Here is a 15,798-nt window from a genome sequence, read left to right as displayed (position 1 = left end):
CACTCCGACGACCCGGCGCGAGTTCGGCAGCGGGGACCGTTAGGTGCGAGTCCGGCGTGTCGGTTTCGCGCCGACGTGTCAGATGACCGCGGCCGAACAATCGACGGTGCGGGCCAGCCGCTTCCTTCGATTCGCGGCGGCCAGCTGCACCATGCGGTGCGTGCCGTGGCGGACGGAGTCCAGCCGGTTCTGGCTGGGCGTGCCCCACCGGAGGTTGTCCGCCCGGTTGTTCTGCGAGTCCCCGTCCAGGTGGCGGGCCTCGTGGCCCCTCGGGCGCGGGCCGTGGAACGCCTCGCAGACCAGGGTGTGCACCGTCCGGCAGGTCTTGCCGGCGTCCGTGCACAGCCACACGTGCCGATAGCCGTTGGTGTCCGAGATCCAGCCGGCCAGGACGACCGGCTCCCGGGACCGGCGGCGCGAGCGCACACGGCCCAGGTTCGACACGTTGTAGGCCGGGACACCCCGGACTGGCTTCCACTGTTCCCGCATCCGCGGACCCCCTCAGCGCGCCGTTGGCCGCAGAGTAGGTCCACCTGGCGACAGGTACGCTCCGAACACCTCGGGGCCCGTGCACGGATGGGGTTCGGATGCGGACACCGGGGGACCTGCGGCAGAGCGTTTCCGCAGGTGGGGGCGGTAGCTCAGCCGGTCAGAGCAAGGGACTCATAATCCCTGGGTCGTGGGTTCGAGCCCCACCCGCCCCACAAGCGGCCTCCTACCTGTGAAAACAGAAGGAGGAACATAGGAGAGACTCCCGCACAGCGCTCGTACAGCGGAGCGCAATTCTCATACGGCGGGACACCACGCCTCCGCGGTGGCTGTCGGTAGAATCCAGTCCCTGGTCGAGGACTCGCGACGAGACCTGCATGCCAAGAACCGCAGCCCAGCAATGATCGACTCCTACCCCACCATCGGTCGAGCGTCCGGGACCGTCTGATTCAGCACGGCATGCCGACGTGATCGCCCGGGGGTGCGTCGAGGCACGCCTCGTCGACCTGATTGAACCCCTCCCCCTGCGGCTGGCTGCGAAGCACTACCGCTGAACGCCTGCTCGCCTATCCGGTGATGCAATGGTGACGTTCGGGTGACGTCCGTGGCGGCAGCATCTGTGGACGGGGACCACCAGCGGTACCTCTGGACGTAGGACCACGATCATGCCTGCATTTTCTGCAGCGGCCTCCGCTGGAGCCTTGGCCGCTTTTCCCTGCGATTCTGCAGATCGCTCGCCACTTCGCGGATCAGAGGGCGGGCCCAAGACCTTGCGATGCCGAAACCGGCATCGCCGGCTGAGAATGCGCCTGGTCGCCGTGGCCGCTGGGCTGCTCGCTTCGCTGACATTCGCAGCGCCGGCCCAGGCCGACGCCTTCGGGCTCGACCTGCCGAACGACCTTGTCGGCGGTGTCGGGGGCATTCCGGACAACTTCACCCACACGTACTGCTTCGACGGCAGCGGGTGGACGAGCGAGTGGCAGAACCTCGTGCACGGCCGGATGGCCAACCTGGACACCCAGACTTCGTACACCGACCTGTTCCCGCAACCGGGCCCCTGTGCGAACATCACGGACGTCTGGTTCCAGCTGAGCACGACGATGGGCACCTCCACCCGCGGTGATTACGAGTGCCGCCTGTGGAACAACGGGCCGGACGGGAAGCCCGACTCCGGCGACGAGCGGTGCGAAAGCGCCATCATCCGCATCAACTCCAGGGCGGGCGTCCTGACTGATGACCAAGAGCGGCGCAAGACAATTTGCCATGAGATCGGGCACTCCGTCGGACTGAAGCACGGCAACAACCCGGCCAATAACACGAATCATGAATACAACGACTGTATGAAAAATGGTACGGTGCCTGACGGCAACATTTGGCGGCAGTACAATGACCACCACGTCGATCACGCCAACTCCCGAACCCCCAGCGAGAGCTAGTTGGTGAAACCAATGAGTCAGCACAAGAGAACCGTGGAGTCCTCTTGGTCGTTTCCGGCACCGGTCTCCCGGCCGGCGCCGGAAACGCGGCGGCTTCGAAGGAAGGCGGGATTGCTGCTGCTGTGCTCGTTGCTCCTCGGCGGGGTGTCCGCCTGTGCACCAGCGGACCGCTTCGAGGCTTCGGCCCCAGCGGCGACGCAGAGTCGGCAAGATGTGCGCGAGTTCCTCGCACGGCTGGGCAGCTACTCGGCCGACTACGAGCCCGGCACAACCCCCGCCGACCTCGCCGCCCGCTCCGACGCCGTCGCGGTGGCGCGGCTGACCGGAATCCGGGAGGGGCGGGTACTGGGTTCCTCCCGCTCTGACCCGGGACGCACGGACAACCTGGTGTTCGTGTTCGAGCTCGAACGAGCCCACCGGGGAAACGTCCCGGGGACGCTGTACGTCGAGGTGCCCAAGCCGGGGCAGGACCCGGCAGCGACGTTCGACGCGAGGACTCCGCGTGGAGCCAGGGCCCTGCTGTTCTTAGAGCTCGTGCCCGCGGCGGCAGACGAGCCGGTGGTTCCCGCGGAACCCCCCCTTCCCTCGGGCGCGCCGCTGTGGTGGTTCACCACCCCCCAGGGTTTCCTGTTGGAGCTCGACGGAGAGGTGACGGCGCCGTTGGAGGCCGAGCGGCCGATCTTCCCCGCTGGTGATCCAGACCCGGCCGACCTGCTCGCGTGGTTGCCATGACGCTATTAGGAAAACAATCGGGTCGCGGCACGGAGGCCGTCCAGGGGTGACACCACTCCAGAGTGAGCGCATGATGGACGATTCAACAGACGTACGGCCGAGGTTCTCCAGTCGGCGCCCCGCGCATGACCTAGCTGTAGTGATCAGGTAGTTCATTGACACGGCGGATTGGCGGTTGGCCATCACGGGCGGTGTGGGTTCGGTGATGGCTGCAGGTGTGCAGCCATCCAGGGGAGGCCGCTCGGCGGTCGGCCGCGCTACTGACGCTGAGCGGAGGCCCATCCGGCGGTCATGGTGCGGTTACAGCGTTTGACTTTTCAGGCGGCCCAGGGTGATGGGCCGGCCCCTTCGGCGGCGATGCCGAATGGGCGCAGGCGACGGCCCAATCCCGCCTGCGGAGCAGCCGCCGTTGTCGGGAGCACCCGCTGGGCGATGATGCCGCAGGCGGCCACCTGAGGGGAGCCCAGCGCCGCACCGCATCGGCGGTCGGGCCAGCCTCGTCATCGTGGATTGGGCGTAGGCGAGTCGGCCGTGGTCTCGAGGACGACGTGGCTGAGGCCGTGCCGCAATGATGCGTCGTGATGCTGGCTGCCGCTACGCCCGTCACCAGTAGCTCCGGCCCGGTCGACCGAGAGTGGGACACGTCATGAGGCTGTCTGCTTAACCCGAGTACTCGACCTCTTACGCTTAACGCCGACCCGTATCGACGCAGCCGAGCACAGCGCTCAGTGCGTGAGTACTCATAATCCCTGGGTCATGGGCTCGAGCCCACCCGCTTCGCAACGAGTCGAGCATCGGCAGGACTACCCCTCGAGCTCCACGTGGACCGGCGGGGACTCTGTGTCGGCCACAAGCTCGTGCGCCTGCACGAACGCCTGCACGACGTAGCCGCCGGGCTCGAGCTCGAGCTGCGCCCTGCGCGAGTGCCAGGTGAAGCGCCCGCGCTCGTCGGTCTCGACCGGGTGGACCTGTGATCGGCCGTCCTCGTCGGTCAGCTCGATCACGACCGGCACCCCGCCGAACGCCGGCCTCAGTTCGCCGCGTACGGAGACGGCGCCGTGCCCGGCGTCGTCGTCGGCCTGGAGCGACAGGTCGGCGCGCCGGCGCGCCTGCGCGAGCACGTGGATCCCCCCGATCGCCTCGAGGTGCTCGGCCCGCATCTCCGTATTCGGACCCTCCTCGTAGTCGCGGTAGACGGCTCCGGTGACGCGCACCCTGACCTCCTTCGGAATTTCGTGGTCCTCGCGGTTCCCGTCGTCCTCTCCGGACCAGCGGCCGCGATCGGTGACCAGCGCGACCCGCATCTCCTTCGTCCCTCGCGGGGGCAGCCACAGCCAGCTGTGCTCGAGGGTCAGCTCCCAGCCCGGCTCGACGCCCTCGCCGCGCAGGTGCACGAGTGCCCACTCCTTGAGGGGGTTCTGCACACTGACCGGGAAGTAGATCGGCTCGTGCGGGCTGGAACCGACCGTGTTGAACATGAACACGTTCTCCTGCGCGGTGTTGTCCCCGATGTCGATCTCGCCGAGCTGGGTCTCCACCGCGACCCTGAGGCACGTGTGCTCCCCGGCGCGGGGATACCAGTCCGCCGAGACCCGGCGTCGGTCGTTGCCCGGCAGCGACGCGATCGAGTGCACGCGCAGCGGGACCCACGTCCCGGCGTCACCGATCGCCGGTGGGCTGTTCGTGTAGAAGGTGACCTCGACGTCGGACGCCGCGACCGGACCGGTGTTCGCCACGCTCGCGTAGACGCGGTTCCAGTGGTTGACCCACGGCCGGTCGCCGTTGCCGGTCGGGTTGCTGGTCCCGGCTTCGAGCGCGCCTTCGTAGGTGTCCCACCCGTTCGCCTCGCTGTCGACCCAGATGTCGTTGGTCTGCCAGCTCGAGTCCCACGGGCGCAGCCGCAGGTTGACTTTGCCGTTCGGGTCCGCGGTCACGTCGTCGGTCCACTGGACACGCACGCTGTAGGTCAGCGGCCGGTCCTGGACCTTGGACTCGACCGAGATGCGGATCCGCCGGGCCGCGTCGACGACGTCATCGCCGACCTGCATGAGTTCCGGGGACAGCAGCGTGATCTGGCGATAGTTCTGGTTGAGGTTGTTGGTGCTGTCGACCGCCTTGGTGACGATCACGCCGCCCTTGTGCGCCGGCTCGGCCCCAGGGAACTCGACGTGCGTGTCGAACAGCAGCTGGGCCGGGTTGGCCTGCGCCGCCGTGACGGCGGGCCCGAGCACCGCCCGGCTGTCCGACGACGTGTCGAGGTCCGCGGGAAGCACGGCCGGCTCCTGGCGGACCTCGACGTAGTAGACGAGCCCGGGGAACACCTGCAGCCGGATGATGTGGAAGCTGTTGTCGGCGGTGTCCTCCGTGGCGTCGTGCGCGCGCACCGTGTAGACCTGGTTGTGGTCGGTCGTCCCGGACCACGTCAACGCCTTGACGTTGGCCTGACTCGGATCGGCCACGTCGGACTCGCGCTTGTACCAGCCGAGCCGCTCGACCATGTTGTGACCGGAGAACAGCGGCATCCGGTTGTGCTCGCCCATCATGTCCCAGAGCACGCCGTCGTGGATGAAGCCGGTGGCGCTGTACAGGTCGCCGGATGCGATGGCGTGGCCGATCTCGTGCGTTCGCCGGCCCCAGTGGGCGTCCCAGTGGATCACCCACAGGTAGGTGTTGGCCGCGAGGTTCACCGTGTGACCGCTGTTGTCGGTCACCTGGTTCCAGGTCCCCGTCGCCTGCCCGCGCAGGAAGTCGGTGGCGAGGCAGAGCATGATCCCGCCGTAACTCGCGAGAGTCCATCCGGCGTCGGCGGCGCGCTTGAGCCCGTCGTGGAACAGCTCCCTCGTCTCCTGCATGAGCGCCTGGCCGTCCTGCGCGGCCTGCAGCGCCGCCTCGGCCGCCGGGCGGTTGGGATCGTTGGGCGGCAGGGCGTTCAGCGCGTTCTGGGCCGCCGTGATGTCCGACTGGCGCCAGAAGTAGAAGTCGTCGGTCTCCGGGAGCGCGAGCCAGTCCGTGTAGTCGAAGTCGAAGTCCGTCCGGTTGAACGACATCTGCCGGAACGCCGGATTGACCAGGTGCTCGAAGGAGTCGATCTGGCGCCGGCGTTCCTCGGCGGCCGTCATGCCGGGCGACGTCGGGCTCTTGTCGCTCGGATGGCAGAAGACGACCAGGATGCGCTGCCCGCGGCCGCTGCTCGTGAGCCCGGCCCCGGCGGTTCCGCCACCGGCGAGCACGAGCGGCGGCCCTTCATCGCCGACGTACCCCTCCCGCGGCTCCGGCGCCGGTCGCAGCGACCGCCGGTAGGAAACGCCACGGTCGAGCACCTCCAGCCGCAGCCCCTCGAGATCGAAGCCAGGCTCGGCCGGCATGCGCACCGTCACCTTGTGCGGCGTGACCTCGATGACGCGGATCTCTTGGTCACCGAGGAACGCGCGGACGTCGTTGTAGGCGTGGCCGAGGCCGGTGCCGTGGATCTGGACGAAGCTCCCGGGGAGCACCGAACGCGGTGTGACCCGGGCGATCGCCGGCTCCTCGTCGAGCTCGAGGCCGGTGGCTCTGTCGGATTCCGGCTGCACGTCGAGCTTGGCATCGCTCATGGCTGTCTCCTGCCTGGTGGGAGAAGGACTCGCTGGAGGGGCCACGCCCCCTCTCCCACCGAGAACTGTCCTGGGGGTGAGCTGGGGAGGCGTCGTCTGAGCACGTTGCTGATGCCCGGTGGGGTCTTTTCTGCCGGGTAGTGACTCGGACACCTCTGCGTGCGACGCGGCGGTGTCACATCAGCGTCTCTGTGCAGCGTCACCGGTCTGTCACCGATACATCACAATGAGCTCAAGAGGCAGCATGACCTGGAACCATCTACCCCAGAGCCTGGCTGGCCGCTCCGGGATGAGCTGCGGCGGCGCTGGGCTGTGGCGAGGCGCGTCAACACCCCGTTCCGGGAGTGGAGAAAGAACCGCGCCGTCGTTTCGTGAGCAGTGACCGGCTGCAGGCCGGCGGCGGTGACCCTCTCAGGACGCTGGAGATCCTGCGGACGTGGCCCGAAACGAGGGCCACGTCCGCAGGACGACCTCAGTACGGCTTCTGACCGATGATGTTGCCTGCCGGGTCGTAACGGCACACGACAACGGTGTCCCATCGACCGTTCTGGAACCCGCTGGCAGCGCCGCAGCCGACCTTCGTGGTGTTCCGCCACACCATCTGTGAGTAGTGGCCCCACTTCTGGACGGGGTTTGCCACCGGTTCGGGCTTCGCGTCGTACAAGGCCTTCTCCGCGTACCAGGAGGCCATGGCGTTGAGGGGGTCGGGTGCCGTCGCTCCGCTTCCCGAACGCCAGGCGTAGTAGAGGTTCTCCCCGTACGGGGTGTTGGGGTCGTGGACCAGGCCTTGGCTCTGCACGGTGGGCAGCAGCTTGTCGGCGTAGGCCTGTGCCGTTGCGGCGACGGTGTTGTCCCAGGCCAGCGACGGGGTGCCCACTTCGGCGCGGTACTGGTTGTGCTGTGCCACGAACGCGTCCTTCTGGCCGGTGTTCAGACCAGCCGACGCCGTACCGGGCAGACCGAGCACAACGGCCGCGCTGACCCCGATCGCCCCGAGGGACCTGGCTGCCTTGTTCATCGTTGCTCCTCTCGCGTTGCCGGCCATGCGCGCCCTCGCGGGCCTGGTAGCCGCTGGGCCACGCATCTCGGCATCAGGGGGTAGCACCGCAGTCACGGTGCGACGTCCCGAACCTGCTCGGCGAGCGTCATCGGAGCATCACCCCCGCATCACTGCTCCGGGAGCGGGCAGCTCCGGACCTGGCCGCGAGATCCGACAACCCCGGCTCCTCCTCGGGAGGCGGGGAGAGCTGGTGCGTCGTGGCACCACCCGAGTGCTCGGTGACCCACGCTCCGAGCGACCTGCGCCCGAGAGGTCAGCACGGGCCCCCGCACAGCCCGGGAGTGATGCCCCCGTGATGCCGCAGTGACGTCCCTTCCCTAGCGTGCCGGCGAGTGGATCACCCGAACGCCGGGCGACCAGGCGCGTCGACGACCGGCCCACCGCCAGCTCCTCGAGGCCACCTCACGTGCTCCGGGGTCTCCTCCGAGCCGGCGCGATCCGCGGGTCCCGCGGTCTGGGCCGCCCTCAGGAAAGGAGAGGACCATGCGGGTCCATCGACCCCTCCGGAACGCGGTACTGACCGCCGCGGTCACCTGTTCGGCACTGTCCGTCCTCACCGGTTGCCGCGCCGAGAGCGCGCGGTCCGACACCCCCGTGCCGGCCAGCGCCGGCGACACGGTCGTCGGCCCCTCCCAGGGGCTCGGGAACGGCCACGCCAGGACCTACGTCACCCTGGACGGCGACGGGCGACCCACCGAAGTGGGCGTGCGACTGTCGAGCACCGCCCTGGAGGGACTGCCCGAGTCGGGGAGCATGCTGATGCTCGACCTCCCCGATCAGGCCGCCACCACCGCGTTCGACCACGTCATGCTCAACTGGAACCCCCAGGGACACCACCCCGTCGAGCTGTTCGGCAAGCCGCACTTCGACTTCCACTTCGACATGGTCGACATGGCGGCCATGCACGGCATCACCCCGGACGACCCCGGCTACGCCGCCAAGGCCGAACACCTGCCCGAGGCCAGGTACATGCCGGAGGACTACGAGGTCCCGAAGGACGTGCCCGTCGCTGCCCAGGCCGTACCGGGCATGGGCGTGCACTGGTTCGACGCCAGCGACACCAGCCTCGTCCCCGGCACCTACGACTTCCAGCACATCGTCCTCAACGGCAGCTGGGACGGCCGCCGCACCTTCGACGAGCCCATGATCACCAAGGAGTTCCTCATGAGTGGGCCCGACGTCGAGCTGCCGCTCAAGCAGCCGCAGGCCTTCCAGAAGAGCGCCTACTACCCGACCACCTACGCCATCGACGTCGACGAGCAGACCGGGGACTACGTCGTCTCGCTCGCCGGCATGACGGCCCGCACCGCGTCGTAGTCGGCGTCCACCACCTCGCCGGCGCGGACGGCGACGCGCCCCGGCGTCAGGACCCGGTGCTGCCCAGCGCGGTCGACGGCGTCCGCCCCCGGTCGACCAACTCCTCGAGGGTGGCCCGGGCACCGCGCTCGTACAGCGAGGTCAGCGCCGCGAGGTAGGGGCCGGTGAACCGCTCGTCGTCGACCAGGTCCCCGAACAGCTCCCGGTCGGCGATGAAGGCGAGCGGGTCCTCCCGCTGGCGGAGGGCGGCGGACCGGAGCGACTCCCGCCTCCGGTCGGCGATCTCGATCGGCTCGCCCTGCTCGTCCACGCCCTCGGAGTACCGCGCCCAGCCGGCGACGACCGCGGCCGAGCGGCGCACCTCCCCGCCGCGGGCGAGCTGGTCCCGGACGACCGGGAGCAGCCACTTCGTCAGCCGCTCGGAGCCGTCGAAGGCCAGCCGCGCGAGGGTGTCGCGGATGGCGGGGTTGGAGAAGCGGGCGATGAGCTCCCGCCGGTAGTCGTCGAGGTCGATGCCGGGGACCGGGAGCAGGGTCGGGGTCGCCTCCTCCTCCATGTAGCCGAGCAGGAACGCCTGGAAGAGCGGGTCCTGCGCCGCGTCGTGGACCAGCCGGTAGCCGGCGAGGCGGCCGAGGTAGGCCAGCCCCTGGTGGCTGGCGTTGAGCAGCCGCAGCTTCATCCGCTCGTAGGGGTCCACGTCGTCGACGACCTGGACGCCGGCGTCCTCCAGCGGCGGGCGCCCGAGGCTGAAGCGGTCCTCGAGGACCCACTGGGTGAAGGGTTCGCAGACCACCGGCCACCCGTCGTCGACACCGAACCGCCGGGCCACCTCGGCCCGGTCGTCGTCGGTGGTCGCGGGGGTGATCCGGTCGACCATGGAGTTCGGGAACGGCACCTCCCGCTCGACCCACGCGCCGAGCTCCGGGTCCCGCAGCCGGGCGAAGGCGGCGAAGCTGCGGCGGGCGACGTCCCCGTTGTGCTGGATGTTGTCGCAGGACACCACGGTGAACGGGGCCAGCCCGCGGTCGCGCCGGCGCACCAGCGCTTCGGTGACCAGGCCGAACGACGTCCGCAGCGCGGCGCCCGGCCGGAGGTCGGAGACGACGTCGGGATGGGTCGCGTCGAACTCACCGGTGACCGCGGCGATGTTGTACCCACCCTCGGTAACCGTCAGCGACACGATCCGGGTCGTCTCGGCCGCCATCTTCTCGACGACCGCCTCGGGGTCGTCGGGCGCGAGGAGGTACTCGACGATCGATCCCACGACCCGCGGCTCCATGGCGCCGTCGGGGTGCTTGACGACGAGCGTGTAGAGGCAGTCCTGGGCGGCCATCACCTCGGCCATCCGGCGGTCGGAGGGCAGCACCCCGACGCCGCAGATGCCCCAGTCCCGCGCCTGTCCCTGCTCCAGGAGCCGGTCGACGTACATGGCCTGGTGCGACCGGTGGAAGGCGCCCACCCCCAGGTGCACGATCCCGGTCCGCAGCTGCGTCCGGTCGTAGGACGGCACGGGCAGCGAGCCGCCGAGGGACGCCAGGGTCGCGGTGCTGAGCTGTTGCACGGTGAGTCCTCCCGCCCGGCTCTCAGGCCGTGATCCGGCGCCCGGTCGACGGGGAGAAGAGGTGCTCCTTGCCCGGCTGGATGCGCAGGTGCACCCGCTCCCCCTTCGCGGGCGGCCGGGCGGGGTCGACCCGCGCGACGATGCTGTCGGCGAGCGGGCCCGAGGGCTCGCGGAGCTCGGGCAGCGTCCCGTGCAGGAACGCGTCGGAGCCGAGCTCCTCCACCACCCCGACGTCCACGGGGAAGGCGCCGACGTCGCCCTCCGTGGCGAGGTCGAGGGACTCCGGCCGGAAGCCGACGACGACGCGGTCGGCCCCCTCCGCCGACAGCGCGCTCAGGGCCGTGGTGGGCAGCGGCAGGCGCGCCCGCCCGAGCACCGCGTGCCCGTCGTCCAGCCGGAACTCCGCGATGTTCATGCCGGGGGACCCGATGAACCCGGCGACGAAGACGTTGGCCGGCTCCTGGTAGAGCCGCAGGGGCGTGTCGCACTGCTCGAGGACGCCGGCCCGCAGCACCGCCACGCGGTCCCCCATCGTCATCGCCTCGACCTGGTCGTGGGTGACGTAGACCGTCGTGGTCCCCAGCCGACGCTGCAGCGCGGCGATCTGCGTGCGGGTCTGCACCCGCAGCTTGGCGTCGAGGTTGGACAGCGGCTCGTCCATGAGGAACACCTGCGGCGAGCGCACGATCGCCCGGCCCATGGCGACGCGCTGGCGCTGCCCGCCGGAGAGGGCCTTGGGCTTGCGGTCGAGGAAGGTCTCGAGGTCGAGGATCTTCGCCGCCTCCCGGACGCGCTGGGCGATCTCGTCCTTGCCCACCCCGGCGATCTTGAGCGCGAAGCCCATGTTGTCCGCGACGGTCATGTGCGGGTACAGCGCGTAGCTCTGGAACACCATGGCGATGTCCCGGTCCTTGGACTTCAGGTGCGTGACGTCGCGGTCCCCGATGCGGATCGCCCCGTCGTCGACGTCCTCCAGACCGGCGAGCATCCGGAGGCTGGTCGACTTGCCGCAGCCGGAGGGGCCGACCAGGACGAGGAACTCGCCGTCGGCGATCTCGAGGTCGAGGGCGTCGACCGCGGGCTTCTCGGCGCCCGGGTAGATGCGGGTCGCCCGGTCGTAGGTGACGGAGGCCATGGGATCTCTCCTCGCTGGAGCCAGAGGTCAGGGGGCGTCAGGTCTGGGGGTGGACTACGACCTTCACCGACCGCGGGTCGCGGCGACCGGCCGTCAGCGCGTCCTCGGCCTGGTCCAGGCGGTAGGTGCCGGTGACCAGGCGGTCGAGGTCGATCCGCCCGGCGGCGACCAGCGCGATCGCCGTCGGCCAGGTCCCGGCGTAGCGGAAGGTGCCGGTCACCTCGAGCTCGCGCTCCTGCACCACCGACAGCGGCAGGGCCAGCTCGTCCCCGCCCATGCCGACGAGCACCGCCCGGCCCGCGCGGTCGAGAGCGCGGATCGCGTCAGCGGTCGCGACCGGGTGCCCCGAGCACTCGAGCAGCACCTCGGGCGGGCGCGGCAGGTCGGTGACGCGCGAGGTCCGGGCGTCGACGACCTCGGTGGCCCCGAGGTCACGGGCCAGGGCCAGCCGGGCGGGGTTGACGTCGGACACCACGACCTCGGTGGCGCCGAAGGCCAGCGCCGCCTGGACGCTCACCAGCCCGATCGGTCCGGCACCGGTGACCAGCACCCGGGAGCCGGCGCCCACCCGGCCTCTGCGGCAGGCCCAGATGCCGACCGACAGGGGTTCCAGCAGTGCGGCGGCGTCGTCGCTGATCGTCTCGGGCACCGGGTGGGCGAAGGCCGCGTGGACGACGACGTACTCGGCGAAGGCGCCGTCGATCGGCGGGGTCGCGAAGAAGCGCATGCCCGGGCACAGGTTGTAGCGCCCGGCCAGGCACTGCGGACAGGTCAGGTCCGGCACCCCCGGCTCGACCGACACCCGCTGCCCGACCGACAGCGTGGCGACGCCGGGGCCGAGGGCGGCCACCTCCCCCGCCGCCTCGTGGCCCAGCACGAGCGGGGACTCGACGACGAACCGGCCGATGCGCCCGTGGTCGTAGTAGTGCGTGTCCGATCCGCAGACCCCGACCGAGGAGACGCGGACGACCACCTCACCGGGCCCCGGCTGCGGGACGGCCCGCTCCTCCACGGCCACGTCCCCGGGGCCGCGCAGGACCGAGGCCCGCATCGTGGCCGCCGGACCGAGGTCGCCGGTCCCCGGCACCGTCCCGGTCGCGGCGCTCACTTGACCGCTCCGAGCGAGAGCCCCTGGACCAGCTTGTCCTGGGCGGCGAAGCCGGCGACGAGCACCGGCAGCGACACCACGAACGCGGCCGCGCAGACCTGCGCGAGGAAGAGCCCCTGGCTGGTGACGAAGCCGGTCAGGTAGACCGGCGCGGTGCCGGCCACGGTGCCGGTCAGGGTCCGGGCCAGCAGCAGCTCGTTCCAGCTGAAGATGAAGCAGATCAGCGAGGTGGCGGCGATGCCCGGCAGGACGATGGGCGCCACCACCTGGCGGAGGGTGAGCAGCAGCCCCGCGCCGTCCATCGAGGCCGCCTCGAGGATCTCGACGGGGACCTCGGCGAGGAACGAGCGCATCATCCAGACCGCGATCGGCAGGTTCATGGCCGTGTACAGGACGATGAGCAGCCAGATGTTGTCCAGCAGACCGCTCCACTGGGCGAACAGGTAGATCGGGAGCAACCCGGCGACGATCGGCAGCATGCGCGTGGACAGGAAGAAGAACATCACGTCGGTCCACTTGCGCACCGGCCTGATCGACAGCGCGTAGGCGGCCGGGATGGCCAGCAGCAGCACGATGATCGTCGAGACCACGCTGGCGGTCAGCGAGTTGAGCAGCGACGGCCAGGGGCTGGTGCCGGTGCCGACGCCGAAGAACTCCCGGTAGCCGGCGACGGTCAGCGGCGCGAAGAGCGAGGGCGGGTTGGTGGCCGCGGCCTCCTCGCTGTGGAACGACGTCAGCACCATCCACAGCACGGGCACGACGAACAGGAAGCCGATCAACCAGGCGGCGAGCCCCAGCAGGGCACCGGACCGCGGCTTGCGCGGCCGGCGGGGCCGGCCCTCGGGCGTGCGGGTGGCGGCGACCGGTGCGACGTCGGTGACGGAGCTCATCGCGCGTTCTCCTCCTGGAACAGCGTCGACACCGTCCGCAGCGCCAGCGTGGCGATGACGATCGTGCCGATGACGACGACGACGCCGGCTGCCGAGGCCCGGCCGTAGTCGTGGGCCTGGTAGAAGGTCTGGTAGATCACGTACGGGAGGTTCGCCGTGCCCAGGCCGCCCGAGGTGATCGTGAAGACCGCGTCGAAGTTCTGCACGATGTAGATCGACCCCAGCAGCCCGCCCAGCTCCAGGTAGCGGCGCAGGTGCGGGAAGGTCATGTAGCGGAAGATCTGCCAGCTGCTCGCGCCGTCGATCCGCGCGGCCTCGATGACGTCCAGCGGCCGGCTCTGCAGGCCGGCCAGCAGGATCAGCATCATGAACGGCGTCCACTGCCAGATGAGGGCGACCTCGACCGACACCAGCGGCGCCGCGGTGATCCAGTCCGGCTGCGGCGCGTCGTCGGAGCCGAACAGCCGCCAGATCGCGGTGAGCGTCCCGTTGAGCAGGCCGTACTCGGGGTTGAACAGCGCGTGCTTCCACAGCAGCGCCGCGGCCACCGGGACGATGAGGAACGGCGTGATCATCATGGTGCGCACCACGCCCCGGCCGCGGAACTGCCGGTCCAGCAGCAGGGCGATGACCATGCCGAGCAGCAGGCTGACCAGGACGACGACCGCGGTCAGGATGACCGTGGTGACGATCGCCTGGCGCATGTTGACGTCGGTCAGCACGCTCGCGTAGTTGCCGAACCCGGCGAAGCCGCGCTCGTCCGGGTAGTACGCGTTCCAGTCCATGAACGAGACGATCAACGTGACCACGAACGGCAGCTGGGTGACGACGATCGTGAACACCAGCGCGGGCAGCAGCGGCGCCCGGCGGGCCCAGTCGGCGGACCGGCGGAGCGCTCCGCCCGGCGAGGGCGACGGCGGTGCCGGCGGCGGTGTCGGCGGTTGCTGACCGCGCCCGCGGCTGGTCTCGAGAGCGGTGCTCATCCCGCTGCCTCCCCCTGGGATCGTCCTGCCGGCTCGGTCACTTCGACTCCCGCTCCTGGTAGCGCTCGGCGACGTCCTCGGCGAGCTGCTGCCCCCGTTCGAGCGCCTCGTCCACGGTCGTCCGGCCGGCGATCGCGGAGCTGACGTCCTGCGACACCTGGGTGGCCAGGTCCGGGAACTCCGGGATCCCCATGAACTGGATGCCGGGTGCGGGGCGGGGCTGCACGCCGGGGTCGTTCGGGTCGGCGGACTCGATGGCCGCCAGCGTGGGCTCGGCGAAGGCGGACGCCTCCGCGAGGTAGTCCGGGTTGGAGTAGGTCGACGCCCGCTTGCCGGCGGGGACCTTGGACCAGCCGAGCTCCTCGCCCACGAGCTGCTCGTACTCCGCACTGGAGGCCCAGGAGATGAACTCCCACGCCGCGTCCTTCTTCGCACTGGCCTGCTGGATGCTCCAGGACCACGCGTAGAGCCAGCCCGAGCTGTCGGTCTCGACCACCGGCGCGGCGACGTACCCCATCTTGCCCTTGACCGGCGAGTCGGCGGCCTCCAGCGACCCGGCGGCCGAGGTCGCGTCGTACCACATCGCCGCGTTGCCCTGGACCACGTTGTTGAGGCACTCGGTGAAGCCGGCCTGCGGTGCACCGACCTCGCCGTGCTCCCGGACGAGGTCCACGTAGAACTGGGTGGCCGTCCGGAACTCCTCGCTGTCGACCTGCGGCTGCCAGTCCTCGGTGAACCAGGTGCCGCCGAAGGTGTTCACCACCGTGGTCAGCGGCGCGAACAGCTGACCCCAGCCGGGCTGGCCGCGCAGGCAGATCCCGGCCATCCCGGGCTCGATGCCGTCGACCTCGGCCGCGATGTCGGCGACCTCCTGCCAGGTCGGGTTCGCCGGCATCTGGATGCCGGCCCCGTCGAGGACGTCCTTGCGGTACATGAGGAACGAGGACTCGCCGTAGAAGGGCTCGCCGTACAGCCGGCCGTCGTCACCGGACAGCGACGCCGTGAGCGGGCCGAGGACGTCGTCCTGGTCGAACTCCGCGTCGGCCGCGACGTACTCGTCCAGCGGGGCGATCCACTCACTCCGGGCGTAGATGGGGATCTCGAAGTTGCTCAGGGTGGCGACGTCGTACTGCCCCGCCTGGCTGGAGAACTCCTGGCTGATCTTGTCCCGGACGTCGTTCTCCGGCAGCACCGTGTAGTTGACCGTGATGCCGGTCTCCGCGGTGAAGTACTCGGCGGTGAGCTGCTGCAGGTCGACCATCTGCGGGTTGTTGACCATCAGCACGTTGATGCTGTTGGCCCCGCCGGCGGCGGGACCCCCGCCCCAGCCGGCACACCCGCCCACCCCCACGGCCAGTGCGGTCGCCGTCGCAGCGGCGAGTGCAGGTCGCACGTGTCTGTGCACGGTGCAGTCCTCCCCGGGCCGACCACGCGCTCGCTCATGTGAGCAGAGGGGGTCTCAGATGTGTGTGGGGTGAGTCTCATCACACGATC

General features: G+C 70.1%; 12 protein-coding genes and 1 tRNA gene. 4 read left to right on the top strand and 9 right to left on the bottom strand.

The features are described 5' to 3' along the window. Window positions 1-78: 78 nt before the first annotated feature. On the bottom strand, window positions 79-489 hold the full coding sequence (locus tag BLS21_RS22815; RefSeq protein ID WP_091223852.1) for an HNH endonuclease signature motif containing protein: 411 nt from the start codon (window positions 487-489) through the stop codon (window positions 79-81). 141 nt (window positions 490-630) lie between these two features. Between BLS21_RS22815 and BLS21_RS22810 the strand changes: the two genes are divergently transcribed. The 3 genes from BLS21_RS22810 to BLS21_RS22800 all read left to right on the top strand — a co-directional run bounded on the left by BLS21_RS22810 (window position 631) and on the right by BLS21_RS22800 (window position 2,657). After that, window positions 631-704, top strand: a tRNA-Ile gene (locus BLS21_RS22810). A gap of 603 nt (window positions 705-1,307) precedes the next feature. After that, window positions 1,308-1,925 carry a hypothetical protein gene (locus BLS21_RS22805; protein WP_139177261.1) on the top strand — a complete coding sequence of 206 codons (618 nt, stop codon included), beginning with the start codon at window positions 1,308-1,310 and terminating at the stop codon, window positions 1,923-1,925. A gap of 213 nt (window positions 1,926-2,138) precedes the next feature. Continuing rightward, the gene (locus tag BLS21_RS22800) at window positions 2,139-2,657 is read left to right on the top strand and encodes a hypothetical protein (RefSeq protein ID WP_139177260.1); all 519 of its coding nucleotides are present in this window, start codon (window positions 2,139-2,141) and stop codon (window positions 2,655-2,657) included. Window positions 2,658-3,460: 803 nt separating this feature from the next. Here BLS21_RS22800 and BLS21_RS22795 read toward each other — a convergent pair. Next, window positions 3,461-6,250 (bottom strand): IPT/TIG domain-containing protein, encoded by a 2,790-nt coding sequence (locus BLS21_RS22795; protein ID WP_091223846.1) that lies wholly within the window; start codon window positions 6,248-6,250, stop codon window positions 3,461-3,463. 472 nt (window positions 6,251-6,722) lie between these two features. After that, entirely contained in the window at window positions 6,723-7,268 is a 546-nt protein-coding gene (locus tag BLS21_RS22790) for a CAP domain-containing protein (RefSeq protein WP_175479711.1), read from the bottom strand. A 525-nt stretch (window positions 7,269-7,793) separates the two neighbouring features. Between BLS21_RS22790 and BLS21_RS22785 the strand changes: the two genes are divergently transcribed. Next, the gene (locus BLS21_RS22785; protein ID WP_091223842.1) at window positions 7,794-8,627 is read left to right on the top strand and encodes a DUF5602 domain-containing protein; all 834 of its coding nucleotides are present in this window, start codon (window positions 7,794-7,796) and stop codon (window positions 8,625-8,627) included. 46 nt (window positions 8,628-8,673) lie between these two features. Here the strand turns inward: BLS21_RS22785 and BLS21_RS22780 are convergent, their stop codons facing one another. From BLS21_RS22780 to BLS21_RS22755, 6 genes are read right to left on the bottom strand one after another with little or no spacing between them, the layout of a single operon-like run. Further along, window positions 8,674-10,188 carry a mannitol dehydrogenase family protein gene (locus BLS21_RS22780; RefSeq protein WP_091223840.1) on the bottom strand — a complete coding sequence of 505 codons (1,515 nt, stop codon included), beginning with the start codon at window positions 10,186-10,188 and terminating at the stop codon, window positions 8,674-8,676. A gap of 22 nt (window positions 10,189-10,210) precedes the next feature. Further along, window positions 10,211-11,323: an ABC transporter ATP-binding protein gene (locus BLS21_RS22775; RefSeq protein WP_091223838.1), complete on the bottom strand. Its 1,113-nt coding sequence runs from the start codon at window positions 11,321-11,323 to the stop codon at window positions 10,211-10,213. Between the two features lie 37 nt (window positions 11,324-11,360). Next, window positions 11,361-12,431: an NAD(P)-dependent alcohol dehydrogenase gene (locus BLS21_RS22770; protein ID WP_217636250.1), complete on the bottom strand. Its 1,071-nt coding sequence runs from the start codon at window positions 12,429-12,431 to the stop codon at window positions 11,361-11,363. After that, window positions 12,428-13,321 carry a carbohydrate ABC transporter permease gene (locus tag BLS21_RS22765; RefSeq protein ID WP_091223836.1) on the bottom strand — a complete coding sequence of 298 codons (894 nt, stop codon included), beginning with the start codon at window positions 13,319-13,321 and terminating at the stop codon, window positions 12,428-12,430. The genes BLS21_RS22770 and BLS21_RS22765 overlap by 4 nt, the downstream gene beginning before the upstream one ends. Beyond that, complete coding sequence (locus BLS21_RS22760) at window positions 13,318-14,304, bottom strand: carbohydrate ABC transporter permease (protein ID WP_091223834.1); 987 nt, start codon at window positions 14,302-14,304, stop codon at window positions 13,318-13,320. The genes BLS21_RS22765 and BLS21_RS22760 overlap by 4 nt, the downstream gene beginning before the upstream one ends. Before the next feature lie 37 nt (window positions 14,305-14,341). After that, window positions 14,342-15,697: an ABC transporter substrate-binding protein gene (locus tag BLS21_RS22755; protein ID WP_091223832.1), complete on the bottom strand. Its 1,356-nt coding sequence runs from the start codon at window positions 15,695-15,697 to the stop codon at window positions 14,342-14,344. Window positions 15,698-15,798 lie beyond the last annotated feature (101 nt).

Origin of the sequence: Geodermatophilus siccatus (genome assembly GCF_900103785.1) — a bacterium.
GTDB lineage: Bacteria > Actinomycetota > Actinomycetes > Mycobacteriales > Geodermatophilaceae > Geodermatophilus > Geodermatophilus siccatus.
Note: the sequence above shows the minus strand (reverse complement) of the source record. Positions and strands in the feature narration are given on the sequence as shown.